23 protein-coding genes are annotated in these 26,171 nt (G+C 46.2%); 5 read left to right on the top strand and 18 right to left on the bottom strand.

The annotated features are described in order from the left end of the window. Nucleotides 1-4 precede the first annotated feature (4 nt). On the bottom strand, nucleotides 5-1,318 hold the full coding sequence (locus tag K8R76_09385) for a LysM peptidoglycan-binding domain-containing protein (GenBank protein MCD4848392.1): 1,314 nt from the start codon (nucleotides 1,316-1,318) through the stop codon (nucleotides 5-7). 141 nt (nucleotides 1,319-1,459) lie between these two features. Between K8R76_09385 and K8R76_09380 the strand changes: the two genes are divergently transcribed. Next, nucleotides 1,460-2,467: an aspartate-semialdehyde dehydrogenase gene (locus K8R76_09380; protein MCD4848391.1), complete on the top strand. Its 1,008-nt coding sequence runs from the start codon at nucleotides 1,460-1,462 to the stop codon at nucleotides 2,465-2,467. Here the strand turns inward: K8R76_09380 and K8R76_09375 are convergent, their stop codons facing one another. Together K8R76_09375 and holA are read right to left on the bottom strand one after the other, a co-directional pair. Continuing rightward, nucleotides 2,468-3,202: a hypothetical protein gene (locus tag K8R76_09375; protein ID MCD4848390.1), complete on the bottom strand. Its 735-nt coding sequence runs from the start codon at nucleotides 3,200-3,202 to the stop codon at nucleotides 2,468-2,470. A 68-nt stretch (nucleotides 3,203-3,270) separates the two neighbouring features. Next, nucleotides 3,271-4,272, bottom strand: coding sequence for a DNA polymerase III subunit delta (gene holA / locus K8R76_09370; protein ID MCD4848389.1), 1,002 nt, complete (start codon nucleotides 4,270-4,272; stop codon nucleotides 3,271-3,273). A 102-nt stretch (nucleotides 4,273-4,374) separates the two neighbouring features. On the opposite strand from holA, the gene K8R76_09365 reads away from it, so the two are divergent. Both K8R76_09365 and K8R76_09360 read left to right on the top strand, forming a co-directional pair. After that, on the top strand, nucleotides 4,375-6,228 hold the full coding sequence (locus tag K8R76_09365; GenBank protein ID MCD4848388.1) for a peptidylprolyl isomerase: 1,854 nt from the start codon (nucleotides 4,375-4,377) through the stop codon (nucleotides 6,226-6,228). A 266-nt stretch (nucleotides 6,229-6,494) separates the two neighbouring features. Next, the gene (locus K8R76_09360) at nucleotides 6,495-6,944 is read left to right on the top strand and encodes a hypothetical protein (GenBank protein ID MCD4848387.1); all 450 of its coding nucleotides are present in this window, start codon (nucleotides 6,495-6,497) and stop codon (nucleotides 6,942-6,944) included. Between the two features lie 13 nt (nucleotides 6,945-6,957). Here the strand turns inward: K8R76_09360 and K8R76_09355 are convergent, their stop codons facing one another. The 14 genes from K8R76_09355 to K8R76_09290 all read right to left on the bottom strand — a co-directional run bounded on the left by K8R76_09355 (nucleotide 6,958) and on the right by K8R76_09290 (nucleotide 23,812). Continuing rightward, complete coding sequence (locus K8R76_09355) at nucleotides 6,958-7,920, bottom strand: iron ABC transporter permease (protein ID MCD4848386.1); 963 nt, start codon at nucleotides 7,918-7,920, stop codon at nucleotides 6,958-6,960. Then, nucleotides 7,917-8,696: an ABC transporter ATP-binding protein gene (locus K8R76_09350; GenBank protein ID MCD4848385.1), complete on the bottom strand. Its 780-nt coding sequence runs from the start codon at nucleotides 8,694-8,696 to the stop codon at nucleotides 7,917-7,919. The genes K8R76_09355 and K8R76_09350 overlap by 4 nt, the downstream gene beginning before the upstream one ends. Then, nucleotides 8,684-9,505 (bottom strand): ABC transporter substrate-binding protein, encoded by an 822-nt coding sequence (locus K8R76_09345; protein ID MCD4848384.1) that lies wholly within the window; start codon nucleotides 9,503-9,505, stop codon nucleotides 8,684-8,686. Before K8R76_09345 ends, K8R76_09350 begins: the two co-directional genes overlap by 13 nt. After that, nucleotides 9,502-10,815, bottom strand: a complete 1,314-nt coding sequence (locus K8R76_09340) for a sigma-70 family RNA polymerase sigma factor (protein ID MCD4848383.1) — start codon at nucleotides 10,813-10,815, stop codon at nucleotides 9,502-9,504. The genes K8R76_09345 and K8R76_09340 overlap by 4 nt, the downstream gene beginning before the upstream one ends. Nucleotides 10,816-10,915: 100 nt before the next feature. Then, a complete protein-coding gene (gene dnaG, locus K8R76_09335; protein ID MCD4848382.1) occupies nucleotides 10,916-12,661 on the bottom strand; it encodes a DNA primase in 1,746 nt (581 codons plus the stop codon). Next, entirely contained in the window at nucleotides 12,661-14,991 is a 2,331-nt protein-coding gene (locus K8R76_09330; protein MCD4848381.1) for a Smr/MutS family protein, read from the bottom strand. The genes dnaG and K8R76_09330 overlap by 1 nt, the downstream gene beginning before the upstream one ends. Next, nucleotides 14,988-16,049 (bottom strand): DnaJ domain-containing protein, encoded by a 1,062-nt coding sequence (locus tag K8R76_09325; GenBank protein ID MCD4848380.1) that lies wholly within the window; start codon nucleotides 16,047-16,049, stop codon nucleotides 14,988-14,990. The genes K8R76_09330 and K8R76_09325 overlap by 4 nt, the downstream gene beginning before the upstream one ends. 167 nt (nucleotides 16,050-16,216) lie before the next feature. Next, nucleotides 16,217-18,091, bottom strand: coding sequence for a molecular chaperone DnaK (gene dnaK, locus K8R76_09320; GenBank protein ID MCD4848379.1), 1,875 nt, complete (start codon nucleotides 18,089-18,091; stop codon nucleotides 16,217-16,219). Between the two features lie 142 nt (nucleotides 18,092-18,233). Next, complete coding sequence (mtnA, locus tag K8R76_09315) at nucleotides 18,234-19,280, bottom strand: S-methyl-5-thioribose-1-phosphate isomerase (protein ID MCD4848378.1); 1,047 nt, start codon at nucleotides 19,278-19,280, stop codon at nucleotides 18,234-18,236. 1 nt (nucleotide 19,281) lies between these two features. Next, a complete protein-coding gene (locus K8R76_09310; protein MCD4848377.1) occupies nucleotides 19,282-19,827 on the bottom strand; it encodes a flavoprotein in 546 nt (181 codons plus the stop codon). After that, the gene (locus tag K8R76_09305; GenBank protein ID MCD4848376.1) at nucleotides 19,820-20,581 is read right to left on the bottom strand and encodes a type III pantothenate kinase; all 762 of its coding nucleotides are present in this window, start codon (nucleotides 20,579-20,581) and stop codon (nucleotides 19,820-19,822) included. The genes K8R76_09310 and K8R76_09305 overlap by 8 nt, the downstream gene beginning before the upstream one ends. Further along, a complete protein-coding gene (nadC, locus tag K8R76_09300) occupies nucleotides 20,578-21,459 on the bottom strand; it encodes a carboxylating nicotinate-nucleotide diphosphorylase (GenBank protein MCD4848375.1) in 882 nt (293 codons plus the stop codon). The genes K8R76_09305 and nadC overlap by 4 nt, the downstream gene beginning before the upstream one ends. Continuing rightward, nucleotides 21,456-22,928, bottom strand: coding sequence for an amidohydrolase family protein (locus tag K8R76_09295; GenBank protein MCD4848374.1), 1,473 nt, complete (start codon nucleotides 22,926-22,928; stop codon nucleotides 21,456-21,458). The genes nadC and K8R76_09295 overlap by 4 nt, the downstream gene beginning before the upstream one ends. Continuing rightward, the gene (locus tag K8R76_09290; protein ID MCD4848373.1) at nucleotides 22,928-23,812 is read right to left on the bottom strand and encodes a GGDEF domain-containing protein; all 885 of its coding nucleotides are present in this window, start codon (nucleotides 23,810-23,812) and stop codon (nucleotides 22,928-22,930) included. Before K8R76_09290 ends, K8R76_09295 begins: the two co-directional genes overlap by 1 nt. 129 nt (nucleotides 23,813-23,941) lie before the next feature. Between K8R76_09290 and K8R76_09285 the strand changes: the two genes are divergently transcribed. Next, nucleotides 23,942-24,409 (top strand): hypothetical protein, encoded by a 468-nt coding sequence (locus tag K8R76_09285; protein ID MCD4848372.1) that lies wholly within the window; start codon nucleotides 23,942-23,944, stop codon nucleotides 24,407-24,409. 90 nt (nucleotides 24,410-24,499) lie between these two features. Beyond that, nucleotides 24,500-25,192, top strand: a complete 693-nt coding sequence (locus tag K8R76_09280; protein MCD4848371.1) for a hypothetical protein — start codon at nucleotides 24,500-24,502, stop codon at nucleotides 25,190-25,192. A gap of 65 nt (nucleotides 25,193-25,257) precedes the next feature. On the opposite strand, the gene rpsD is transcribed toward K8R76_09280, so the two are convergent. Then, complete coding sequence (gene rpsD, locus K8R76_09275) at nucleotides 25,258-25,866, bottom strand: 30S ribosomal protein S4 (protein ID MCD4848370.1); 609 nt, start codon at nucleotides 25,864-25,866, stop codon at nucleotides 25,258-25,260. Between the last annotated feature and the right edge of the window lie 305 nt (nucleotides 25,867-26,171).

The raw sequence follows: 26,171 nt of genomic DNA, 5'->3' as shown, positions 1-26,171 counted from the left end.
CATCCTACTCAGGTATAATTAGAAGAACATCACCTAATGACAGGATACTGCTCTCAAGAGAGTTAAGATACATGATCTGTTCAATAGATACACTATATCGGATTGCGATATCCCATAAAGTGTCTCCTTCGACAATCACATGTTCAATTCTTACCCCATTCGATACTATATCTATTTCTTTCTCTTCGGGAAGTGCGTTATCCAAAAGCGGTGAATCCTGCGCTTCCGTACTATCGCAACGACGAAGAAGAAGAACATCACCAGGATAAATTATATTATCAGATGACATATTATTCCATGCAGCAACCTCTCGGGAGCTGACTCCAACACCTGCAGCTATCTCGCTCATGGTATCCCCCATTCGAACAGTATACCTTATAAACTGGGGATTATCCATGTATCCTGCATTAACAGGTCGGCGCTGGCTCTCCGGAAGTCCAATAAGAACACCGGGTCTGAGGGAACCAGCGGAATTCAAACCTCTGAGAACCTCCGGAGATACTCCCGTTGACCATGCGATTCCGTTCCAGGTATCACCTTCCTTAACAAGGTATCGTTCAGGATCGATTGTCCAGGCGGCGTTGAAAACATCATTAACGCTCTCCGCGGGCACAATGATTTCCCACGCCTGCCCATCATCAGGAGTCCTCTCCAACAGATAGGATCTGTTTAAATCCATTAGAGAGTCAATCTCAACTCCTGTTTCAGGACCGAGAAGTCTCAGATCAAATCCCGAGGGAACCCAAACCACTGCCAGAACACCTGATTCCAGTTCTACATCAATATATGCTTCTGCGGCAGAGGCAAATCTTGGAACAAAGGCGTCGGTTTCGCCCGGAAGCTCAATTTCCCCGAAAGTCGTACCACCCTGCTGAAGACCTGATAGTACTCTCCCTGGACCGCAGTTATATGCCGCCAGAGCCAGAGACCAGTCATCAAACATCCCGTAAAGATGAAGCAGGTACTTCGCGGCTGCTCTTGTTGATGCTACCCATGAGTACCTTTCATCCACTGAATCATCTATCCGCAATCCCATTTCCCGTGCGGTTTCAGGCATTAACTGCCACGGACCTGCAGCTCCCACTCGAGAGTAGCATCCAACATTGAAATCACTTTCTACCCATACAAGTGCAGCTATTTCAACCGGAACACCCTGGGTTCTGAGGATTCTCTCGACAAGGTCTTTAATATTACCTCTACCGGGAAAACTCTCAGCTCTGTACTGAATATCACTGAAGGATGCGAGTGAAGCGGGAATATCGGTAAAAGGAACTTCAGTTCGGATTATCTCACCCCCCTGGAGCACAGGCAGAATCATTGTATTATGCGGTACGGGGGCAGCAGTATCAGATATACGGTGATCTAAAGTAGTGATACGTGTTCCGGAACAGGATATTAATGAAAGGGTTGACCAGAGAAAACCTATCAACAAGTATCGTCCTAACAGTCTGGAGGTTGAATGATGATATCCGTCGGCGTTGTTGGCGCAACAGGACTTGTCGGTACGACTATGATCAATGTACTTCAGGAGCGCTCCTTTCCTGTTGACCGATTCCATGCATTCGCCTCAGGTGAATCCAGGGAAAAAACAGTCCGATTCAATAATCAGAACTACCCGGTTGAGATAATAACACCGGAAACATTATGCAAGGGAATCATACTGTTTGGAGCCACCTCTGCGGAAGTGGCAAAAAAATGGATACCTCAGTGCATTGAATCCGGCGCAGCAATAATAGATAATTCTTCCGCGTTCAGAATGAATCCTGAAGTGCTTCTGGCCGTACCTGAAGTAAACGGTCATCTCATTACGGGTGCTGAGAACCTGATAGCCAACCCGAATTGCTCCACAATACAGCTCGTCGTTGCTCTTAATCCCCTTAATACGATGAGAAATATCCGGTGGGTCTCCGTCGCTACATATCAGGCGGTATCCGGCGCCGGATCACCCTTCCTTGATGAGCTTTCAAGACAACAGAACGGAATGGGAATCAAACCGGGAACTGCACACCTCCATGAAAACATCATCACCGTTATAGGTCCTCCCGATGCATACGGCTACTGTGATGAAGAGTTGAAGCTCATGCATGAAACCTGTAAGATCATGAACCTGGATTTGCCCGTATTCGCATCTACCGCAAGGGTACCTGTCAGAACAGGCCACACAGAAGCGGTAGTGGTAAAATTCGAAAGTCCCCTTCTCGCTGAAGAAGCTGCATCAGTTCTCATGAATACCCCCGGTATTACAGTTTCACAGAGCGGTTGCTCACCGGTTGATGTTGAGAACACTGACAATGTAATTGTGGACAGGATACGCAATTATCCTGATGATTCGACTATTCTTCAATTCTGGGTTCTGGCTGATAATCTCAGAAAAGGCGCAGCATTGAACGCAGTTCAGATAGCGGAAGTATTTCTGAAACAAAGGGGCCGGGTCCCAAATGCCCGGCCCCCAAATGCAGCTTCTTAGTTAGATATCAACATCCATATCATCAAAGTCGAACTCGTCATCAATATCCTGACTGAGATCCTCGAGCTCAGAGTTGCATTCCTCGCAGATCACGAGGTGAGGAGGATTTATATGCCCGCATGAAGGGCACTTGTTCTCCTCGGATTCCGATGTAACTTCCTCGGTATCAATTTCGATTTCCTCAATGTCGTCTCCATCGATCTCTTCAATAAGCTCATCATCCTCTATGTCAATGATTTCTTCTTCATCTGAAGCTTTCTGTTTAGCAACAAAACCGCCACCTGGAACACCAGCTGAAGTAGCGTTATCAACATCGCTCAGGACACCGTTAAGTTCATTCAATTCTTTGCGGAGCTTATCCAGTTTTCCTGAAGTCTTATCGCGATCAGTTTCCGACTGTACAAGTTCATTCTTGAACTCATCATTCCCATGATCGAACTCACCAAGTTTTGCTCTTATCTGCAGTTCATCGACCTGGTCTGATTGTTCTGTGAAGGTAGCCTCCTGCTGGCTGATCTGATCGGCAAGTTCCTTTGCTTTTACTTCCAGCGAACCACGCTTATCGCTTATTTTTTCGAGAACCGACTGAAGCTGACTGCTGTAGTCATCACGAATTTTTCCGTACACCCTGTCGTTGGTGTCCGTCTTCATGTTTTCCAGATTGTGCAACCGACCGACAAGTTCCTCTCTGCGATCAAGTAGATCCAGAATCTTCTTTTCAAGAACTTCTGCCATGTTCCCCCCCTATGATTTGTGCCCAGATTTACTCATAATTCAAATATACATACAAGTTCAATTTTTATCTATGAATGACCGCTTGTCAAGGTGAAGATTAATCGAGCCAGCAAAACCAGTTGATCAACACCGGTTTTTATTGCTCTATCAGCTTCCGCAAAAGCTTCTGCAGCAACAGCTGGATCAACTCTGCAAGCACTTCGAGAGTATTTCATTAACCTATCCAGCAGTGGAAATCTTGCCCCTGTTTCATTTGCGACTTCTTTCTTTCCACCTCCGCTCTCAACAATTTCCATTACCTGCACAACCTTCTGCCACTGACCAAATATAAAGGATATGAGTCCGCCTGGATCCTCACCATACCGCAGAAGCGACCATGCGGCATCAATGGCTTTCCCTCTCCGATTACCGAAGATCATATCTCCTAGATGGAAAATATCAGCTTTATCCTTACCTGATAATACTTCCAGCATACCATTTCTATCAATTGTTGAACCGGGTCCGTGATACAAAGCTAGTTTTACGATAGCATCGGACATTCTTCCAAGATTTCTTCCGGAATACTCGGCGAGAAGCTGAACGGTTTCCCGACTCAGCTTGATATTTTCCAGGGATGCAAGCCTGGTTGTCCATCCTGGTATTTCTCTTTCATAGGGTTCATAACAGATATAGAACGGTATTCTTTTCTTCTCCAGTTTTCGAAGGACGGCTGATTCTCTGGGAGTTTTCAGGGATACAAGAAACAATGCGCAATCTTTCAGCCCCTCATCGATGGAAAGCATCAATTCAGACTGAGCAGCTTTCCCGATGTTATGACATCTGGAGATAATGAGAAGCTTCCCGGGCGCGAAGAGGGAGTTCTCGAGAATATATCTGCGAAGGTCGCCTTCCTGAAGTTCACCGCCGTCAAACCGGATTATATCATATTTGAGTTCGTTCCCGAACTTCTCAGTCATCAGTTTCTGAAGACGAGTTGACTGATAAATGTCAGGACCGGATACAGCAAATATGCATCCTGCGTCTGCTTCCAGAACCATATTCTCCATATCGATGTACCTGCTGATCTTCATGAGGCTATCTCCTGTACGCTGACCCGAACAAACCTTGCAGAATGTAATAAACGAATGTATTTTTGCATCTTACTAAAATCAATCCAGTTTAGGGGAAATAACATGTTAACCTGGCTCAGAGATAATGCTAAAATATTCCTGATCGCAACCATTGTCATCTTCGTCGCTCTCATTTTTCTCCGGTGGGGAATGGGCGAGGGAGATAATAGACCGACTAACCCATTCGAACGCGCTATTGCGACAGTTGATGGCATAGAAATCATGCCGGATGAGTATCAGGCTGCGCTGCAAAATTGGAATCTTCGCTACAGACAGATGCTTGAGCAGAGCGGAAATCCCGATCCTGAATCGATGCTTCTTCTCATGAGCGCAGTCATAACAGAAGAAGCCTACAAAGAACTGATAAACAGCAAACTTGAAGGTATCTATCTGAATAGCAGAAACTGGACTCATTTCACAATCGGGCAGGCTGAAGCGCTTCTAGCCGCTCAACTTGGAATGCAGGATCTTGGCGGCATGAGCGCTGAAGAATACATTGATATGATTGAATCCGAACAGCCCGGAATGTACCAGCAGTATCTCTATCAGACATACGCAGGTGGAGACGCCCGACGCTTCCCACTGGCTTCAGGAATGGTAAGTATGGCTTCCAGAGAAGAGGTGAATTTCCTTCTTCTTGACAGCCAGGGGCAGATAACCGCCAGATATGTTATCATTGATACCATTCCACCAATTCCGGATGAAAATGCACTTGAAGAATTCTATAATACTAATCCTTCAATGTTTTCCAGGCCTGCCGGATCGCTGCTGAGATTCGTAACAATCCAGATAGCACCACAGGAAGATGACCTGCAGTTCGCAGCGGGAAAACTCGATTCTCTTTCGTATGCAACAGCAGGATCTCCCATCACTGCGACAAGAACGCAGTTCCTTGAATACTACGGAGACGGCATTATTCCTGAAGAGGGACAGAGAACCGTTCCATTCCTGGGGATGTACTCAAACAACCCATCTATCAGCAGTTACCATGTTCTCCTTCTTGATTCCGTCTTAACTTCATCTGAAATACTTGATGACACTCTCTACCTCAGAAGCTGGGAAATACCTGTTCTACCTCAGTTCTCCACAATAAGAAGTATGATGTGGACTGTAGAACAGCAGATGGAAGATATTCTTGCAAGCAGCATACCGAATATCAGCGATTCTCTTCTGGTTATCGATTTTGGTGAGATGCTGGTTGAGGAAGATACACCTCTAACAGGCAGTATTACAGAGGAGATAATTACCTTTGCGACGGATACACTCTGGTCGGATTCACTTGGACCGATTTTCTATTCCCCTGGATACAGGGGTGGCTATCCAGCATTCACACTTGTTCGCAGGCTGGAATTCTATCCATCGGACACAATCGGTTACGAAGAAGCAGTCAATTCCGGAACTCTCCAGGAAATGACAATGTACTCCATCAGAAGAGAAATATCCAGAACTCTTGCTCTTGAGGCACTTGATGAAATCCATCTAAGCGGTGTCAACCTTGGAGCATGGGCAGCATCTGAATCACTGCCAATATATACTACAGCTCCTTTCACCGCTTCACAAATCAGAACTGATGCTGAATTTGATCCGGATGCCGTGTATGGAATCCTATCTTCCGTGGAATTCGCGGAAGCAGCCATTATCGCGCCTGAATTCCAGGTTATTGGACCGTTCAGCACCGGAACCAGCTGTGTACTTGCAGAAGTTCTTTCACGTCAGGTTCCACCGGCAAATCCGAATATGACACTAATGACTTATATTGCCGCTCAGCAAGGACATCAGGAACTCAGCATGACCAATATCATTCAGTATATGAGAGAGACAAGTGAAATTCACGATTTCAGGGAGGAATGGCAGCAGTACGCTGAGGCGGTCGAGGATTCAATCAAGGCAGAACGGGAGCGGATGGAGGATCAGTAGAAATTAATAATATTCTGATTACGTACCGCTTCAGGCTTGCGGATGATACTCTGGAAACATTTCAGATCGAACTGGATGCCCTGAATCTTCAGATTATCGGCAATGTTCCGGAAAACCTGCCCGAATGGGTAAATCTGGAATTCCATCAATGTCCCAACTGTCCCCTCAAGAGCAATACACATCCGTATTGCCCGCTGGCTCTGAACCTTGTCAGTATCGTTCAACGTTTTGATCGTGTTATTTCATATGATGATATCTATCTGGACGTGATAACCAGTCAGAGACACATATCACAGAAGACAACCGCTCAGCGCGGTCTCAGTTCTCTTATGGGCCTTGTTATAGCTTCCAGCGGCTGTCCGCATACTGCATTCTTTAAACCGATGGCTCGATTTCATCTGTCTCTCTCTAACGGAGAGGAAACCGCTTACAGGGTCACATCAATGTATCTTTTGTCACAGTACTTCATGAAAAAAGAGGGGAAACAGGCTGATTTCAGCCTCCAGGGCCTTACACAGTTATATGAGAATGTTCAGCAGGTTAACTGCGCGATCGCCGAAAGACTTCGAGCGGCAAGCGAGGCAGACTCCGTACTGAATGCCATTGTAATACTGGATACATATGCTCAGACTGTTCCGTATATGATTGAAGATTCTCTTGACAATATCAGATATCTGTTCTTTCCGTATCTGACTGACGATAATAACAGTACGTAAAATCCACAACCAACTATTTCTTTCTGCTGCTTCTGAGTAGAACAACCAGGAAGAATGGACCTCCAAGTAGTGACATGACAATGCCGATAGGCAGTTCTGCAGGACTCACGACAATCCTGGATAACGAATCCGCAAGAACCATTAAAAGCATTCCACCTAGTGCTGAAGCCGGTACGAGATACCGGTAATCAGCCCCGACGAATCTGCGCATGATATGCGGCACGATCAATCCGACAAATCCAACAGGTCCAACGGTTCCCACTGTAGAGCCGGCCAGGACAGCCGCTGCGAAAAGAAGAAGATTGCGTTCTCTCCTGACCGAGACACCTCTTGTTGAAGCCAGATCATCACCCTGCGATATCTGATTGAGCACATCGGTTCGCGAAAATACTATCAGCGTTCCGATAACCGCAGGGAGAATCAGAAACAGTGGCTTTCCCCATCCGATCACTGCAAGATCTCCCATCATCCATCTTACGATCTCGAGTATTCTGGATGCATCACTGAAATATTCAAACAGAAGAAGTATAGCAGCCCCAATAAGGTTCATTGTAACCCCGGCAAGAAGCAGAGTTGCGCCATACTCTCCCCTTGCGCCTCCCGATGCGAGAGCATAAACCGCGATTACCGCAAGAAGCGCTCCTGCGGTTCCTGCCGCGACAAGACCAATAACAGGGATAGCAAACCCGGATATAATGAAAGAACCGGCAACAAGTCCTGCTCCTGCGGATATGCCAAGAGTGTAAGGAGTAGCGAGATCATTGCGAAGCAGTGACTGCAGAACACATCCGGAAATGGATAAAGCACTGCCGGTAAGAAGAGCAAGTACAAATCTTGGCAGTCTTAAGCGGAATACCACCCATCCCGGCGGATCACCCATTGGACCAACCATCAGTGAGATAACACCGGCAATAACTATCGCCAGTATCAGCAGAATCCAGAATCCGGTTGACGGTTTTCTTCCTGAGGCCATCATTTCTTCATCTCCGGCACAATTATCCATGATCTGGTTTCAGTATCCTCCGATACGTGAAGATGAACTTCGAAAACCTCCGAAAGAATCTCCGTTGTGAATACATCAGCAGGTCTGCCGAATGCTCTGGCATTCCCGTTGGAAAGCACAAGCACGGAATCAAGATATCTGCCGGCAAGTGCAACCTCATGAGTACTGATCAGCACGGCAATCCCTTTGTCTGACAGCTTTTTAAGAAGCAGCCACATGTTAAGCTGATGTCTGAAATCCAGAGATGACCCGGGTTCGTCAAGCAGCAGCAGCTCTGGCTCCTGAGCAAGCGCTGAAGCAAGCAGAACCAGCCGCTTTTCTCCCCCTGAGAGTTCCGAGAATATCCTGTCTCTTAGATGCAATGTGTCCGTTTCCAGCATGCATTCCCCGGCAACTTCAAGATCATGTGAAGAGTCAAATGCCCATCTTCCTCTATAGGGGTGCCTGCCAAGGAGAACTGTTTCTGCTACAGTCAGCCTGGATAAAGGATTGAAATTCTGAGGAAGGTATGATACAATCCTTGCCTGCTGATTATCCGAGAGATCAGATGTCTCTATGCCGCATACTTCAATGGTCCCTGAAACAGTGACTCCCAGATTGAGAACTGCGCGAAGAAGTGTCGATTTCCCTGAACCATTCGGACCGATCAACCCGCATATGTCGCCTGAAGATATGGAAAGATTGATTCCGGACAGTACAGGTCTGGTGCCGTATCCAGCGGAAACGTCATCCAATCTCAGAGCAGACAAGAACATATCCTCTCAGCAATTTCCACGAGCCTTCCTCCGGGAATCATGATATATGGCTCAAAGAGACAATGAATCCTTGATTTCTCGAATCCTAAATCAACCCAGAAGTCGTTCTCCGAAGTAATAACAGCCGTTGTATCTGTTCGTCCGGGATACAGACATATTATATGATCGGGTGCCATTTCCAGCACTCCCTCAGCGGATATCATTGGCCAGGCTCCGGCAGAAGGCGCTGCTATTTCGCAGTTCATTGCGGAAAGCAGATCTGCGAAAAATGTATTTCTACCGGCAATTGTCATGCTGGAAGAACCGTTTTCATGATAAACAACAATCATGCAGGAAACAGGTAAGGTATTTTCCATTAAATACTGGAGGGAATCAAGCCGAATCTCAAGCTCATTCTTATACTTCTTTGCATCCGCTCCATACCTTGCATCAAGAGAATCAAGTACTGCAAATACATCTTCAAGTGTATCAAAACGGTAAGAGTAGCAGGGAATATCAAGTACTTCCGCAAGTTCATGAAGTACAGGACTGATACCGCTGACATGAATAGAGGTGGGTGAAAGAGAGGATATCCGTTCCAGTGAAGGATCTACATATCCGCCGACTGAAGGTAATTCCTGTACAATTTGCGGCCATTCCGAATACCTGTCAACTGCTACGATTCTGTCCCCCAGCCCGGCAACATACATGATCTCAACAAGAGAAGGCCCCAGAACAACAAATCTTGTATCATCAGAAGTCTCATCAATGCTCCTGCAGGATACAGACAGCAGCAGAACTACTGCAAGCATAACGGTTTTCATATTGTATTTCCGTATGATATGGAAGTAATCAGTCCGTGTTTTCGCAATTTATCAAGAGCTCTGGATTCCACCTGTCTCACCCTTTCTCTGCTGATCCTGAAAATTCGTCCCAGATCCTGCAAAGTATAGGATTCACCACCGAATAATCCGAATCGTAATGTAATAATCGTTTTCTCTCTATCGGATAGCGAGAGCAGCACGGCATCAATTCTTTCTCTGAGATCGTTCTCGATAACTTCCTCATCAGGCATCAGAAATTTGCTTTCAAGGTAATTCGCGATAGTCGCATCCTGTTCACCGGTAGTGTGATCCAGGGATAATGGCCGCGCTGTGGAAAGATATATCTGTTCAATTTCATCACGGTCAACCCCTGCTAATTCCGCCAGTTCATCGATTGTAGGGGGATGGCCGCTGTCCGAAGTAAAATCATCAACATATTCCCGGAAGGACGAATTTGCTTTTAAAATGGATACAGGAAGCCTGATAAGCCTGGATTGACGGAGTATCGCTTTAAGGATTGCCTGTCTTATCCACCACACAGCGAAAGTAGAGAATTTATATCCTCTATGGTATTCGAAACGCCTGACAGCATCCATGAGCCCCCTGCAACCCTCCTGAACAAGATCCATCTCCTCCATTGCGTCGCATGGAAAGTATTTCCGTACTTTTGTAACAACTAATCTGAGATTTGCTTCAACAAATCTTTCAAGTATTTCATTATGTTTTTCGAATGCTCGATAGAAATGCTGAGCAAATGTGATATAGTCATGAATACCCACTCCGATATTCACCTCTATCAGATCAAGTTCATTACGTATTGCTGTTAACTGTGGATAGATGCTCCAGGCTCTATAGGTTTCTCGTTCAAAGGAGTCTGACGCTTTGCAGAATTCCAGAGCTCTCATTCGCGCGACTGTAACATCCTCCCCAAGCAGATCTGTAAGCTCCTTCATCCGACTGACAAGCAGTCTGCATGTTTCTATTCTACTGAACAGTTCCTTTCCTATGCACTCCACTCTGAACCATGACAGATGAAGTCTTCGTACCGCGTCACGGTTCTGGTATCGATTGTTCATTCTGCTGAGAATCAGTTTCATTCCTTTTCTCCGCGAATAGGGTAAACGAAAATGTTTTATCCCCCAGAATGACCTGTCAACAACTCCTTCTTCAACTATCTCACCCTTCAATAATCTGTTGAAAGGCTCGAAGAAATCCTTTCGGCCAAGTGGTATCAAGAGAATGGATTCCAGCATAACAAATCTGACATTCTCCTGACTTTCAGCAAGTTCTTTTTCCTCCTCTGGATTCATTGATGGGACAATATCAATTTCCCGAAAGAAAAGAGTTCCTGAGTTCAGATCTATCCTTCGATTTTTCTTCTGCTGCTGACACCTGGAAATTATTCACCACCTACATTTTTATCAGCTTTTTACCGATTTCTGATATCTGTTGCTTTAATTCAGCAATCTCGTTATCGCCGGCGGATTTCAATCTGGTTTTAAACCGGTCTAACTCCTGTTCCAGTCTGTAACGCTTCACAGCATTCTCAATACTGTCTCTGGCTGATTTATCCTTCTGATCCGGGAATGATGTAATGATTTCACTGCAGGCAGATGCATCTTCAGTATCGAGTCCTGAAAGCTGAAATATCTGAGCACCTTCCTCTGCCTGTTTCTTGATCTCACGGAAAATCCTGATCCCACTGTCCGCTTTGAAGTCCCCCTCTTCAAGAAATTCAAGCAACGAACTGTTGAAACCATCCGGATCAAGGAGAACCGATCCAAGTATGGATTTATCCCATCTGTTCAGTTCATTGTTCTTAATCAATCTGCTTGTATATCTCTGGCGTTTCCGGTCTTCCTCTGAAACCTGCGACTCAAGTGTTTTTAAGGAATATCCGGTTTCTTCAGAGATAACTTTCAGCAATGTTTCCATAATTACCGGATCTGTTGTGCTTGAAGCAATCCCCGCGAGCCTTCTGACAACTTTTACCTTTTTACCGGAGCCCTTTATTCCGGACCAGGAGCCAAGCAGTCCAAGAGCAAAACTAATTGGATCCTGAGCCCCCGCAGTTAATTCCTGAACTGCGCCGGCTCCATTTTCTCTGATGTAATCATCGGGGTCTTTGCCATCAGGAATCGATATGATCCCTGGCAGATGCCCCTGTTCAAGAATCACTTCAGCAGCTCTCACTGCCGCACGCTGACCAGCTTTATCACCATCATAGCAGATGAGAATGTCGGATGACATGGCACATATCTGTCTGGCCTGTGACGAAGTTATAGCGGTACCGCATGTTGCTACAACACAATCAAAACCGGCCTCTACAAATCGCGAATGGTCAAAGTATCCTTCCACAAGGATGATCATATCAAGATCTCGCGCTGCTATGAGAGCGTCGCGGTAACCGTAAAGAAAATCACTCTTTCTGTATATCGGTGACTCAGGGCCATTTATGTACTTAGGCATATCAGGGGAGGATTGTGAGATATACCTTCCACCAAAGCTTATTATCCTTCCTCTTCGATCACTGATTGGAAAGAGTATCCTTTCTCTGAAACGATCATATATCCCGTCACTGTTTTTGGATCTGAGAGCGATTCCCGATTCTATGAGCTGACTTTCCGAGTAACCTTTCCCTCGAAGATGTTCGGAAAGCCGATTACCGCCAGGTGCCCAGCTGATACCGAGTTTCTCGATTGTCTGCTCGGAAAGATCCCTTTTTTTAAGATATTCTCTTGCCTGAATGCCGGAACTTCCTCTGATCTGAGCACGGAAGAATTTGTGTGACTCCGCGAGTATCTCCGTGAACACATCTGTTCTGGAAGTATCCCTTCCCGATGTCTCCAGTTCAACACCGGCCTCGGTCGCAAGCTCCTCTACAGCTTCACGAAAAGTGAATCCGAGATAATTCATCAGAAATGAAAATGCGTCTCCGCCTGCTCCGCATCCAAAACAATGGTACATCTGCCTTTCCTGAGATACGAAAAATGAGGGTGTCTTTTCTCTGTGGAAAGGACAAAGTCCTTTCATATTTCTTCCTGAACGTTTCAGACCTACGTATCTTCCGACAACTGAGACAATATCAACAGTTGTTCTTACTCTTTCAATAGATTCATTTGAAAAATAACCTCTACCATGGCCTGCATCGGGCATTATGATTCTTCCGGGGGGTTAAGAATAATAATAGTAACACCAGTTCCGCCTTCCGACGGTCTTCCCTGTCTGAACGACGCAACTCTCCTGTCAGTTTTCGCGCTGTCAATAACCACCCTCATTAGAATACCTTTTCCCTTGCCGTGAATTACGCGTATCTGCGGAATACCTGCAACGATGCTGTCGTCAAGAGCAGAGTCAAGCTCCGCAAGAGCTTCATCAGCGGACATACCCCTCAGATTGAGTTCAATCCTGGTCTGAACAGGTACACTCCAGTCAGAGGATACCGGTTTCTCCTCAGGTGGAACAGTAGCGCAAAGATCAGAAAAAGGTTTCTTCAGCCTGAGATTACCCAGTATCACAACCGCATGATCTTTTCCAAGCTCCTCGACCATGCCTTTTCCGCTCCATCCCTTTACCGTCACCCATTCACCCGGTACTATATTCTTGTCCTTTGATTTCTTACATTCATCCTTCAGCGAAATACCTGATGAGGATCCGGAAATCTCCCGTATTTCAGATCTGATGCTTCGTCTCTCCTGTGCAGTCTCAGTTTTTGCCAGTCTGGAAAGCAGAGCATCAGCCTGCGAATTGATTGAACGCTCCCACTCCTTCGATTGCTCTTCAATTCTTTTCTTTGTACGTTCAAGATCCGTCCTTGAAGATTCCAGATCCATATTCATACGTTCTCTGATAAGTCTGTCCTTCTCCTGCTCACGGTCGAGTTCCTCCGATCTCTGCTGAATCTCACTCCTTATCGATGCAATCTCTTCAAGCATCCTGTCAAGTTTGAATGAATCCCCTGAGAGCGTCTCCGCTCTTTCAAGAACACCGGCTGGAAAATTCATTTTCCTGGCAATCTCAAGCGTAAAAGAAGATCCTGGAATTCCAAAGGTGAAAGTGTAATCAGGTTCAAGAGTATCCTCGTGAAAATTCATGCAGCCATTATAAAAACCCGGTTTACCGTGGGCCAGACTTTTTAACTGTCCCTGATGTGTTGTAACAACCAGTCTGTTATCCGCGTCAGCCAGATGATCAAGCAAAGAAGCAGCAAGAGCAGAACCGGTAAGTGGATCAGTTCCGGCTGCGGGTTCATCTATAAGCACGAGTCCACCAGACCCGTGATCATTCAGCATATCCAGCTGTTCCCGCAATCGTGCGGAATACGTACTCTGATGGTTCGCAATGGATTGCTGATCTCCGATAGAAACGTGAATCCTGTTGAAATACGGTATTGTAGAACCTGTGGATACGCATGCTCCGATACCGGATTGCGCGCAGATAACCGCAAGACCGATTGCCTTCAGTAGAACACTTTTTCCACCTGCATTGGGACCACTTATTATGAGAGCCTTCCAGTCTTCCGGCAGCCTTACATCATTCTCAATCACTTCCTCAGAAGGAATGAGAGGATGCTTCAGGCAGAGTAATGAAAGCGATCCCTCGGATGGGAATACGGTTCTTAGATCCTTATGATACGAAGCCCGCGCAAAAATGGCATCAAGAGTGGAAACAGCCTCTGTTCCCGCTCTCAGTTCATCTGAATGTTCTCTGATAGAGAGTGAAATCTCTCTGAGTATTTTTCTTCTCTCGAAGTCCAGATCAAGCAGGGCTTCTCTCAGCGAGTTTCCATCATCAACAAGTTGAGATGGCTCAATATATACTGTCTCACCCGAATCAGAACGATCATGAACGATACCTTTAACCTCGCGTTTTCTTGATGAGATCACCGGAAGGACATATCGTCCATCCCTCAGTGTGGGTGGAAAATCACGAATGATATTATCCCGCGAGAGAGAAACTGAAATCTTGTTAATCCGCTTCGACAGATTTCGCTCAAGCCTGTCAGCTTTTTTATTCAGACGGGTAAGTTCCGGGGACGCATCGGGGGAAAGATCCCCTTCCGGAGTGGTCATTCTCAGTAATCTTCCTGATAGTTTCGAAAGGCGGGGAATACGGTCACAATAGCACTGAAGATGTAGTATTCTTTTACTCTCAATCGAAATTTCCTCAAGAGACCGGACGAACTGATCCATGTCTCTGAGGGCATTGCCTGTATTTCTCAGTTTTCGAGGGCTGAAGATGATAATCCCGGAATCGATTGAATCAGTGATTTCTTTCAGATCATCAAGGCTTCCGGATGGAGGGTGTATGCCCTGTTCAAGAATGAAAGACGCGGATTCGGTCTCCGCCTGAAGTCTTGAGGATGTCTCGGAATTCCACCCTGGCTGCAGCGCTTCCGCCTTTTCCTTACCCATGCTGCTGATCGCTCGATTGGCGATCTCCTCGAGTACAAGATGATATTCAAGACGGAGGAGAGAGTTATTCATTTTGATGGATTGAAGTGTTTTGAATTACTCAGCTCCTCGAGAGTTTTCTTCTCCTTACGGGATAGCTGCTCGGGTACATATACGTCAGCAATTACTATCAAATCTCCTCTGCCGAATCCTTTCAGTCTTCTTATACCCTTCTTCCTGATAATCAATTTCTCACCTGGCTGAACACCGGCTGGAATACTGATCTTTCTTGCTTCGTCTTCAATGGCGGGAATCGTTATTTCTGTTCCAAGCGCAGCATTCGGAAACGAAATTTTAGTTCTGTAAACAAGATTATCACCCTCTCTGATGAATTCAGCATAGTCAATTTTCCTTATCCTCAGGATCAGATCCCCTGGAGGACCATCGTTCTCGGGAAAATGTCCCTGCCCTCGAAGCCGGATGAAATGACCTGTCGATATACCGGCAGGAATATCTACGACTATTTTCCTTTCTCTGGATTCAAGCCTGGAGCCCTTGCAGGTGGAACAAACCTTCTTCGGGATTCTTCCACGCCCGTTACATGATGGACAAATAACCACCGACTGCATAGCTCCAAGAAGAGTTCTTCTTACGGTTCTTACCCTTCCCTGCCCTCCGCAACTGCTGCATGTTTCCAAACCCTCCGATGGATCAGCGCCTGTTCCATCGCACATTCTGCAATGCTCCTTGCGCCAGATACTGATTTCCCGTTCGGTTCCGGTCACAACATCTTTCAAATCAAGATCAACATCAAAAGTGATATCTGCTCCTGGAGATGGTCCTCTGGATCTGCTGAAACCAAAAATATCCTGAAATGCTCTCAGAGCATCATCCATACCGAATCCGCTGAAGAAATCCGACATATTCGGTGTGCCGTCCCAGGATCCGGTCCTGTCGAAGATCTGTCGCTTCTCAGGGTCACTGAGAATCTCATAAGCCTTGGTTATCTCTTTGAATTTGTCCTCTGCACTTATATCTCCCGGATTTCTATCAGGGTGATACTTCAGGGCCAGTTTTCTGTAGGCTCTTTTAATAGTATCCTGATCTGCGTTCCCTGAAACACCCAGGATTTCATAGGGACTCCTACTCATTATTTTCACATCCGTAATGTTTTCTATTTTTCAAATTCAAAAAGTTCCTGTTCAGATCTGAGCACTGATCTTATCAGGATTCAGATGATGCATGGATTCATGAATCATTGTCCAAACGGAGAATATACATAAGAACATTCATCCCGTGAAGAATTCCTGAAAAAGTACTATTTATCCTGTATATCATCCTCGGGTTTGTTATCAAGTGTCACGAAATCGTCCGGTGCGTCCTTATCCTCAAGAGATTCAACCATTTGAAGCATATTCTTGATTATGGTTAAAGTCGAGTTCATGTTTTTCATTGCCTGCTCGATACCGGATACATTCGTTCCATCTCGTTCATTCCGCAACTTATCCAGGGAATCTTCGAGTTCCTTGTATAAAGATACATCTATGCTGTCAACTCTGGTTCTGAGTATCCGGTTTGACTCGTATATGAGCTGATCGGCAAAATTCCTTTCTTCAATGAGTTTCATCCGATCACGATCAGCTTCCTGATTATGCTTTGCTTCACGCATAAGTTTCCTGATATCTTCATCCGAAAGCCCGCCGCTGGGATTCACCTTAATCTCCTGATGCTTGCCTGTTACAGCATCTTTCGCGTTAACGAAGAGTATCCCGTTTGCGTCAATAGAAAAGGATACTTCTATTCTGGGAACCCCTCTGGGCGCGGGGTTGATACCAACCAGTTCAAATCTTGACAGGCTTCTATTGTCTTCAGCAAGATCTCTCTCTCCCTGAAGAACATGAATCCCGACAATCTGCTGGTTGTCAACAGCAGTCGTGAACATCTTGCTTCTCTTTATCGGCAGCGGACTGTTCTTGGTTATAATCGGAGCCATTACTCCTCCAAGAGTTTCCACCCCAAGAGTCAGAGAGGTCACATCAAGAAGGACAAGATCCTTCCTTTGACCCGACACGACAGAACCGGCTATGGCTGCGCCCATCGCAACAACTTCATCAGGATTTACGCTGTGAACCGGATCCTGCTCAAACGATTCCTGTACAATCTGTCTAACAAGAGGAATTCTGGTTGAACCTCCAACCAGAACAACAACTTCAAGATCATCAGGAGAAATACCGGCATCCTTCAAGACCTGTTTGCATAAAGGTCTGGTGGTTTCTACAAGATCTTTAATAAGACCCTCGAACAGACCTCTGGTAATTGACATTTCCAGATGAACCGGACCGGATTCACTCGAAGCTATGAAAGGCAGATTCACTGATGTTTCAAGTGCTGCTGACAGTTCGCATTTTGCCCGTTCCGCGGCTTCACGAACCCTCTGAGGAGCAACCGGATCATTACGGAGATCAATACCTTTCTCACGCTTGAATTCACTCATGATCCAATCCACAAGTCGAGCGTCGAAATCGTCACCGCCAAGCTGAGTATTACCTGTGGTTGCCTTAACTTCAAATATGCCGTTAACTACCTGAAGGATACTGATATCGAAAGTTCCTCCACCAAAATCGAAAACAGCTATTTTCTTTCGTTCTACAGCGTCAGTGAATGCGAGAGCAGCGGCGGTGGGCTCGTTCAGTACTCGCTTTACGTTTAATCCGGCAATGGTACAGGCAGCTTTTGTTGCCTTTCTTTGAATTTCATTGAAATGAGCGGGGACTGTGACGACGACATCCGATACCTCTTCTCCGAGATACTCCTCAGCTCGATATTTCATTTTCTGAAGAATCATGGATGATATTTCCTGCGGAGTGTATATTTTACCATCACTGATTTTAATTGCCGCATCACCTTTTTCATTGGGTACTATATCATAGGATACATTGAAGGTTTCCGAAGACAATTCTTCATATTTCCTTCCTATAAGCCTTTTAACACTTGTTATTGTATCCTTGGGATTAGTAATTGCCTGCCTTTTGGCAACAATTCCAACAAGCCTGTCTCCCGCCGGTGTGAATGCAACAACTGAAGGCATAACCCTGGGTCCTTCACCGGTTTGTATTACAACCGCATTTCCAGCTTCGTATATTGCCATACAGGAATTCGTCGTTCCCAGGTCAATACCAATTGTGCTGCCCAAAAGTACCTCCTTACACAGAATCCCTACACACGCTGATTTTATAGTATCTGATCATGATTCGCATCCGGTAATATTCGTTATCGAACTTGATCAGACAAGTTCTCTCTTAATCCGCGATTTTGACAAGGTTAGTGTACCCTACTTACAGAAACATGTCAACTCCATCCAGAATGCTTCTCACAGTCTTTCCGTATGGAGGTGAGACAACACCTTTCTCGCAGATAATTGCAGTTATCAGGGCTGCCGGAGTAACATCAAACGCAGGATTCCAATATCCCGCACTCTCCGGAAGCAGCTGCCTCTCTCCAAATGATGAAAGTTCAGCCCTGCTTCTTTGTTCAATGACGATTTCCGCACCTGTTTTTGTTGAAGGATCAAAGGTCGAAAGAGGAGCAGCTACATAGAATGGAACTCCATGTTCTGATGCCGCAAGTGCCAGCGGATATGTGCCGATCTTATTCGCGATGTCTCCATTCGCGACAATCCGGTCACTTCCGACTATCACTGCGTCAATCCTGCCGTCACGTATAAGTGAAGCTGCAGCGGAATCCGGAAGGACATCAACAGGAATACCGGTACGAGCAAGTTCCCAGGATGTCAATCTGGCACCCTGCAGAAGAGGTCGTGTCTCGTCAGCGTAGACCTTCCTTAAGAGACCGCGATCCCATGCTTCATAAATGACTGCAAGAGCGGTACCAAGCCCGGCTGTGGCCAGTCCGCCCGCATTACAATGGGTTAAAACTGCTGAATCGGGTTTCAGCAGTTCAGCTCCAAGGCGCCCTATACTCCGGCTGGCGTCCAGATCTTCTACAAGGAGATTATCAGCCGATTCAAGAAGAGCCTCAATTGCGTCTTCTCTGGAGATCGTTTTGCGGAAGACATCCTGTTGTATCTCAATACAGTGGAAAAGATTCACAGCGGTAGGCCTGGTTCCCGCCAGTTTGTTAAGTTTCGCCTTAAATCCCTCTCTGAAACCAGGACCGGAATCTGTAGTTATCGCTGCAAGTACTGCTCCGTAAGCTGCAGCTATTCCGATAGCAGGCGCTCCTCTGACTGCAAGAGTCCTGATAGCGGAAACAAGAGATTCTATATCCCTGCAATCAATATACACTTCGCTGCCGGGCAGTTCACGCTGATCAAGCAGACGAAGCGAATCACCAGTCCATTTCAGAGTAGGTAATGGATCCATGTCAGTTTTTACCGGAAAGCATCCTCAGGCAGATCGACAGTATTTCCACTGGTTCCATCATCCTGCCCTCCCCCATTGTCCCGCACGCAAGACGACCTTTTAAGGGACCTGCGAAGGTAATACCACGATTTCTCAACTTCGATACATTCTCAACTGTAGCGGGATTACACCACATTCTGGTGTTCATTGAGGGAGCCATCACAACCGGTGCTTCATTAGCGAGAAATACCGAGGTTAGAAGATCATCAGCAATACCGTTTGCAGTTTTCGCGATATAATCTGCCGTTGCCGGCACTACAACCAGAAGCGAGCATTCTTCGGTAAGAGATATATGGGGTACTGGATCACCCGGCTGATCGGTAAAGAGAGTGCTGAATACAGGTCTTCCTGTAACACATGCAAGCTGTGTATCTGAAACGAATTTCAATGCGTTCATTGATAGTATTCCGTCAACTTCGTAACCCTCCTTCCGCAGAAGAGAGGCAAGAGCAACTCCTTTGAAAGCAGCCGCACTCGCAGTTATTCCAAGTAATATTCTCTCATTCATTTTCTGCCCTTTCACCTATACGGTCAATTCCCACAAGAGTAAGTTCCGGATATACTCTGAAATTATTTCTGCATTTCCCTGCAATTCCAGGCGCCCATCCTCCTGTTGCCCATAATTCCGGAATACCTTCAACCGTACTCTTCAGTTTATCAACAATGTAATCCGCAGCTCCAACAGCTCCCAGAAGAACTCCGGAACAGACAGCCTCGGATGTGCTTTGACCAAGCGGGGATTCAGGAAACTCAAGATCAACTGGATTGAGTTTCTCAGCCTTCTTGAAAAGCTCTCCAGCAGCAGTACCAACTCCTGGTGCTATAGCTCCGCCAAGGTAGGTGCCGTCCCCGTTTATCACATCGAATGTCGTTGCAGTACCAAAATCCGCAATTATCGCGGGTGGCGTCCCGAGTGCTATAGCTCCAGCTGCGTTGGCAAGTCTGTCAGCACCTATTTCATGGGGGAATCTGTAATCGATCGCAATTCCGGATGAATCCTGAGTTACTTCTAGAGCTTCAACACCAATATACCGTCTGGATAGAATGCGGACGGAATGTCTCACCTGCGGAACTACACAGGCAAAAGCTACTCTGTCAGGCAGATCGCAGTCATCTGTCTTAAGAAGTGATCTCAGTATTACCCAGAGGTCATCAGCGGTCCAGTGCGTGGTTGTTATTCTCCACTGGACATCAAGAATTCGATCTACAAACACACCGACCGATGTCCGGGTGTTTCCTATATCAAGAACCAGCCTTTTCATTTACTCTTCCAATCAAATCCTATATCCGCGGATTTCGCCGAATGTGTCAGAGTTCCGGAGGATATTCCATCAACTCCTGTTTCAGCGATTTCACGAATGTTTTTCAATGTAATTCCTCCGGATGCCTCAAGATAGCAGCCGCTTCCTGATGCAATACTGACCGCGTCCCTTAAAATACCCGGCGTCATATTGTCCAGAAGGATTCTTTCCGGTCTTTCGAGAAGCACATACTTGAGCTGATTCAGCGAATCAACTTCAATTTCTACAGGCAGGCTTTTTTTCCGAAGTTTCATAATTATGGTGTGAAGGTTTCCCGCGCCACCGGCAACAGCAATATGGTTATCCTTGATCATTGCAAGTTCTGACAGGTCAAATCTATGATTGACGCCTCCTCCAACTTTTACAGCGTATTTCTCGAGTGCTCTGAGACAGGGGGTGGTTTTCCTCGTGTCAAGGATTTCTACTCCGGTTCCCTGTACCGCAAGAACATATTTTGATGTAAGGGTAGCAATCCCTGAGAGATGGGAAAGCAGATTCAGGGCAACTCTCTCTCCTCTCAATAGAACCCCCGCTGAACCTCTCAAATGTCCCAGTGATTCCCCGGAGGAGGCAGATGATCCATCCTTGATATACTGTACGTACTCGATCGGGCGGCATCGAAACATCAAAGCAATTGAGTCAAAAACCTGATTAACCAGAAACCAGCCTGCCACTATAAGACCCTCGCGGGGGACTACCATGCAGGTCTGCAGATCATTTTTGTCAGGTTCCAGAACATCGGTTGTAATATCATTCTGCACAGCATCTTCCAAAAGCGCATTCCGTACAATGAATTCTCCTACTGAAACATGATCTGACCAGTCTACCGATTTGGTCATATTTCCTCCAGAATATCAGACGATCCATATACAAGCTCACCGTTCTGAAAAGTGGCCACAACGTGAATATCATCCCATGCGGTTCTGAAAGGGTTATCGGACAATACTGTTATATCAGCTATCCTTCCTTTGCCAAGGCGCAGGGAAAGATCATCAAAACCACATACTGATGCTGCTCCAAGAGTATAAGCATTAAGAGCCGTATCGATGTCAAGCCTGAATTCATCAGAAGGATGATCCGTTGCTCCCTGAAGACCTCTGAGAGGCCCGAATGGCATGCCGTCACTGCTGAAACCTAGAGAGAACCCCGACCGCTCAAGAAGTCCGAACGGGTTCAGTTTCAGAGCTCGTTCTCTGCCGAGTGCTTTTTCATACAATCCCCCACCCTGCTGCCACCTCTTCACAAAATTCGGCTGCATTATGAATGAGTACATGGATGGATCCCAGTTTCCCGGCCATGCTGGAAGAAGTTCCTCCGCATGTTCCACTCTTATCTCTTGAATTCCATTCAGCCCGGTTTTCTCAAAATAGAGCGTGCCTGTCCTGTCAATCTGCGTCAGTGCTCTCGCGCCGATAGCATGAAAGGAAGGTGTAAGCCCGAGCCTGTCTGAAAGCAGGAGACATTCAAGTACCTGTTCATCATTCATAAGCGGATTCATGACAGTTCCATCAATATATGTACCGCTCACGGCAGCTGTCTTTGCCCCGAGTGATCCATCAAGAAAGAACTTCAGTCCACGCAAACGGGAAAGGTCAATTGATTCGTCCTTCATAGCTTTCTCAAGTATTTCCGAGTCTTCTCCGAATACAGAAACTGACATTCTCACAGTGGGTTTGTTCCGGGCAAGAGCCTCTATCGAGAATAAATGTTCGAAACTGTATACAGCAGTGACACCGGATGAATAGCAAAGCTTGGCAGCAAGGAGTGCTGCCTCTCTCAGAATTTGTGGTTCAGGCTGGTACAGATTCTCAAATCCAACAATAATTCCTTCACGGATAACACCTGAACTCCAGTCAACACCTTCGCAACCGGATGGCAGCATCTTTAACATCGCCGTATTCACAAGAGCCTTATGACAGCAGACCCTTCTGATGAAAATCGGCCGTTCTCCTGTTACAGCATCCAGTTCCGCAAGTGAAGGAAGTCCGGAATCCGACCACAGGCTTTCATCAAAGTTACATCCTCTGAGAATTCCTCCGGTCTTTTCATCCTTTACTTCGGATGCAAGCATCTCCAGAAAATCACCGGAAGATCCGGCAGACTCCAGATCAAGGTAAAGACCCTGGAGTCCAGACCATGTGAAGTGGCAGTGAGCGTCAACGAATGCGGGGATAATGAAAAGATTCGATTCTGTATCGGGAGCAGAAGAAATACCGGTGATCCTCCCTTCGGAGAATTCGATCAGGGATGCCGGAAGAAGCCGATCATTCGGTCCAGTCCATGCCGCACCGCAGACAATGGAACTCATTACTCCCGATCTCTCAGATGATGAAACATCAGATTGAGAACTTCTGCCTCTACTTCAAAACTGAAGAATGTACAGTTACCGCGCCGTTCCACGGCAGTTACTCTCCCCCGGATCTCTGCGGTTACAGGGCCGCCTGGCGGAACGGGACCTTCAGCAAATTCCCTGACTCCTCTGCCGGGATCTGATATCTCTCTGGCTTCAATCTCAGTTAATTCACCTCTATGCCTGAACCACCTGGTTAGAATTATGTAACTTCCCTCGCTGATGGATGAAGATTCTGGAAATCTTACATTCACAGTAACTGCAGAACTGTCATCTCTGTCGGTGCTGTCAAAGAATACCGCCCTGTTCCTCCCCTCCCTTTTCGCGACATATAGAGCTTGATCAGCAGCAACAAGAAGTTCGCTGCCGGCAACATCCGGAAATGTGCTGACTCCAAGAGAGACGGTCACAGCAAGTGGAACCTCTGAGGATTCCGTGGAAGTTCCGTCGGTTGATTCAAGCGGATTCCCGAATATTAGTTCGCGAATATGCTCCGCAGTAGCCATAGCTTCATCTCTAGATGCATTCGGAAGAAGAATGGTTATCTCTTCACCACCGTATCTGTAAGCTTCTCCTCTATACTTGACTGTTTTTCTGATAATACCGCATACATGTCTGAGAACTCGATCTCCGATATCATGCCCCCATCGATCATTGAAATTCTTGAAATGATCTATATCAATCATAATTACCGACAGAGGCATGGCTTCTTGTCCCATTAAGCGAAGCAGCAGAGGAAGATTGTGATCCAGAGCATTTCTTGGTGGAATTCCGGTAACCGAGTCAAGCTCTCCAGTCCATGGAAATTTCAACTGAGCTTCTTTTTCAGCAATTTCCGCCATCGAGTAAACCTCCCCGAAGGTTTTCATGAATAATAACACGATATCATATGAGAAACAGCAGAGGCAATTGACGCGGGCAGCTTCATCTGACAGACTATAGTGTATATATTGGTCTATCGGAAGGATAATGTGAGAAAAGCATTCTTTCTCAATCTGTTATTCATTTCATTGTTATGTGCCGCTGCTTCCTGCGGGTGGTCATCGAAACAAAAAGAGGTTCTTTCTGCCTTCAATTCGACAATTCAGTGTTTCGAGGATGCAGACTGGAATAGCGCGGCTGATATGGTGAGTTGCTCTACAATGGATTTCCTTGACACGATTGCTGAGGATCTGGAGCAGCAGGGACTAACAGAATATACTTCCGGATCTGACCTCCTTTCCGTGATGTATAATGAATATATTAACCTTAATGGGAATGTAACTACTATTTTCGTGCAGGGAAACAAAGCAACTGTTACAGTTTCATCAATGGAGTATACCATGCTTCTGGAGGATGGAATATGGAAGCTTGACCTTGAGCAGTTGTGCAGAAATGGTCTGGACAGAGCTTTTGAAGGATCTTATTTCAAATTTGTAGAACACGGGGATATTTATTAATTCCCAATTCACTTTTTTACTGAGAAATATTCATAACTGAATACCGTACCGGTTCGGTAAACCGGAAAATATGACAGGAGGAAATACCTGATGAGGAAAGCAGCAGTTCTGCTGGGAATTTTCGCTCTCGTAATGATTGCGGGTTGCGGTCAGCAGGAACAGGAAGCAGAAGTTCAGGCTCCGGAGCAGGAAACATTACCGGAAATTACAATTACTAATGGACTTGAAGCATGGAATATCTATTCCATACTGATTGACCCTTCTGATTCTCCTTGGGGTGAAGATAAACTCGGTGAGGATGAAATACTCGCTCCGGGTGAATCATTTACACTTGAGATCACCGAGGGCTCATGGGATATAATGGTTACAGATGAAGACCTCGATACCTATACTCTCTGGCAGGTTGAGATAGGACCTGAAGGTTACATCTGGAATGTAACCCTGGAAGATATTGACACCGGATGGGATGAAGAGGAATTCGGTGAGCAGCTCATCCTTGAAACAGGTGAGGGTAGCGCACCTGTTGTAATAACCAATAATCTCGGCGAATGGGATATCTTCTTTGTCTACGTTGACCCATCGGAAAGTGATGCATGGGGCGATGACTGTCTCGGTATCGAAACCCTTGCACAGGATGATGAAATCACAGTATGGGTTGATCCAGGATCCTACGACATCCGCGTCGAGGATGAAGACGGCGACACATACACCCTCTGGGATGTTGAGGTCGATGTCGACGGATATTACTGGTTTGTCACTCTTGATTACATGGACATGGAATAAAAAAATAGCTCGTGGAGCGCGTCAGCGCTCCACGGGCTCTCTCTTTGCGAGCTAATTACAATCTTCTATTTGGAGTAGAACTCAACAACCATTCTTTCATCAACTTCCAGCGGGACATCTTCCCTTGACGGAAGCATCTTCATGATGATTTTTCTTGCAGTAGGATCAACATCCATGAAAGCAGGAATACCGATTCCAGCCCCTTCGGTTATGTTTTCTTCAACCACCTTGAGTTTCTTGCTTTTCTCCTTGAGAGAAACAACATCTCCAACCTTCACTGAAAATGAAGGGATATCAACTTTTCTTCCGTTCACGGTAACATGACCGTGTGCAACAAGCTGACGAGAAGCGGGTATTGACCTCACGAAACCGGATCTTGCCACTACATTGTCCAGCCTGCGCTCGATAAGCTGAAGCAGGTTATGACCTGTCTCACCCTTCATGGTCGCGGCTTTGGCGAAATACCTGCGCAGCTGTTTCTCAGAAAGACCATAATTGAATCGGATCTTCTGTTTCTCTATCAACTGAAGCCTGTAAGTGGATTCACGCCTTCTGTGCCATCTTCCGCCATGCTCTCCTGGTGGATTCTGGTTTGCGGGTTCTTTTCGAGTAAGTCCCGGCAGTGGCCCAAGGGATCTGATCTTGCGGAGTTTCGGACCGCGGTATCTTGACATTAAGCAACCTCCGTGTCTCTGCGCCTCACGAATTTATCGCGGTACGATAACCTCACCGGTACTCACCGGTGAACTGTACTTTGACAGCCGTTATCAATACTATGGCGCAATTTGTAATAACGCTGAAATCTAGTGATATAGGCTATGATGCGTCAAGGAGTCGGGGACAAAACATCGCCCAATGGGGACATGCACCAGAGCGCAATGGGGACATGCAGGCTCTGCTGCGTGTCCCCATAAAATGGATAGGCTATCTGATGACCACGCAGGATCGAACCGCGGTTTCTCCTCCTGAAGTAAGCCTC

It is taken from the genome of Candidatus Aegiribacteria sp. (assembly GCA_021108435.1).
Classification (GTDB): domain Bacteria; phylum Fermentibacterota; class Fermentibacteria; order Fermentibacterales; family JCC-6; genus Aegiribacteria.
Note: the sequence above shows the minus strand (reverse complement) of the source record. Positions and strands in the feature narration are given on the sequence as shown.

What these genes read in the sequence shown, in the direction of transcription:
- K8R76_09385 (MCD4848392.1), bottom strand. Translation starts at nt 1,318, where the DNA reads ATGATTCTGCCTGTGCTCCAGGGGGGTGAGATAATCCGAACTGAAGTT.
- K8R76_09380 (MCD4848391.1), top strand. Translation starts at nt 1,460, where the DNA reads ATGATGATATCCGTCGGCGTTGTTGGCGCAACAGGACTTGTCGGTACG.
- K8R76_09375 (MCD4848390.1), bottom strand. Translation starts at nt 3,202, where the DNA reads ATGGCAGAAGTTCTTGAAAAGAAGATTCTGGATCTACTTGATCGCAGA.
- holA (MCD4848389.1), bottom strand. Translation starts at nt 4,272, where the DNA reads ATGAAGATCAGCAGGTACATCGATATGGAGAATATGGTTCTGGAAGCA.
- K8R76_09365 (MCD4848388.1), top strand. Translation starts at nt 4,375, where the DNA reads ATGTTAACCTGGCTCAGAGATAATGCTAAAATATTCCTGATCGCAACC.
- K8R76_09355 (MCD4848386.1), bottom strand. Translation starts at nt 7,920, where the DNA reads ATGATGGCCTCAGGAAGAAAACCGTCAACCGGATTCTGGATTCTGCTG.
- K8R76_09345 (MCD4848384.1), bottom strand. Translation starts at nt 9,505, where the DNA reads ATGAAAACCGTTATGCTTGCAGTAGTTCTGCTGCTGTCTGTATCCTGC.
- K8R76_09340 (MCD4848383.1), bottom strand. Translation starts at nt 10,815, where the DNA reads ATGAATCCAGAGGAGGAAAAAGAACTTGCTGAAAGTCAGGAGAATGTC.
- dnaG (MCD4848382.1), bottom strand. Translation starts at nt 12,661, where the DNA reads ATGCCCGATGCAGGCCATGGTAGAGGTTATTTTTCAAATGAATCTATT.
- K8R76_09330 (MCD4848381.1), bottom strand. Translation starts at nt 14,991, where the DNA reads ATGAATAACTCTCTCCTCCGTCTTGAATATCATCTTGTACTCGAGGAG.
- K8R76_09325 (MCD4848380.1), bottom strand. Translation starts at nt 16,049, where the DNA reads ATGAGTAGGAGTCCCTATGAAATCCTGGGTGTTTCAGGGAACGCAGAT.
- mtnA (MCD4848378.1), bottom strand. Translation starts at nt 19,280, where the DNA reads ATGGATCCATTACCTACTCTGAAATGGACTGGTGATTCGCTTCGTCTG.
- K8R76_09310 (MCD4848377.1), bottom strand. Translation starts at nt 19,827, where the DNA reads ATGAATGAGAGAATATTACTTGGAATAACTGCGAGTGCGGCTGCTTTC.
- K8R76_09305 (MCD4848376.1), bottom strand. Translation starts at nt 20,581, where the DNA reads ATGAAAAGGCTGGTTCTTGATATAGGAAACACCCGGACATCGGTCGGT.
- nadC (MCD4848375.1), bottom strand. Translation starts at nt 21,459, where the DNA reads ATGACCAAATCGGTAGACTGGTCAGATCATGTTTCAGTAGGAGAATTC.
- K8R76_09295 (MCD4848374.1), bottom strand. Translation starts at nt 22,928, where the DNA reads ATGAGTTCCATTGTCTGCGGTGCGGCATGGACTGGACCGAATGATCGG.
- K8R76_09290 (MCD4848373.1), bottom strand. Translation starts at nt 23,812, where the DNA reads ATGGCGGAAATTGCTGAAAAAGAAGCTCAGTTGAAATTTCCATGGACT.
- K8R76_09280 (MCD4848371.1), top strand. Translation starts at nt 24,500, where the DNA reads ATGAGGAAAGCAGCAGTTCTGCTGGGAATTTTCGCTCTCGTAATGATT.
- rpsD (MCD4848370.1), bottom strand. Translation starts at nt 25,866, where the DNA reads ATGTCAAGATACCGCGGTCCGAAACTCCGCAAGATCAGATCCCTTGGG.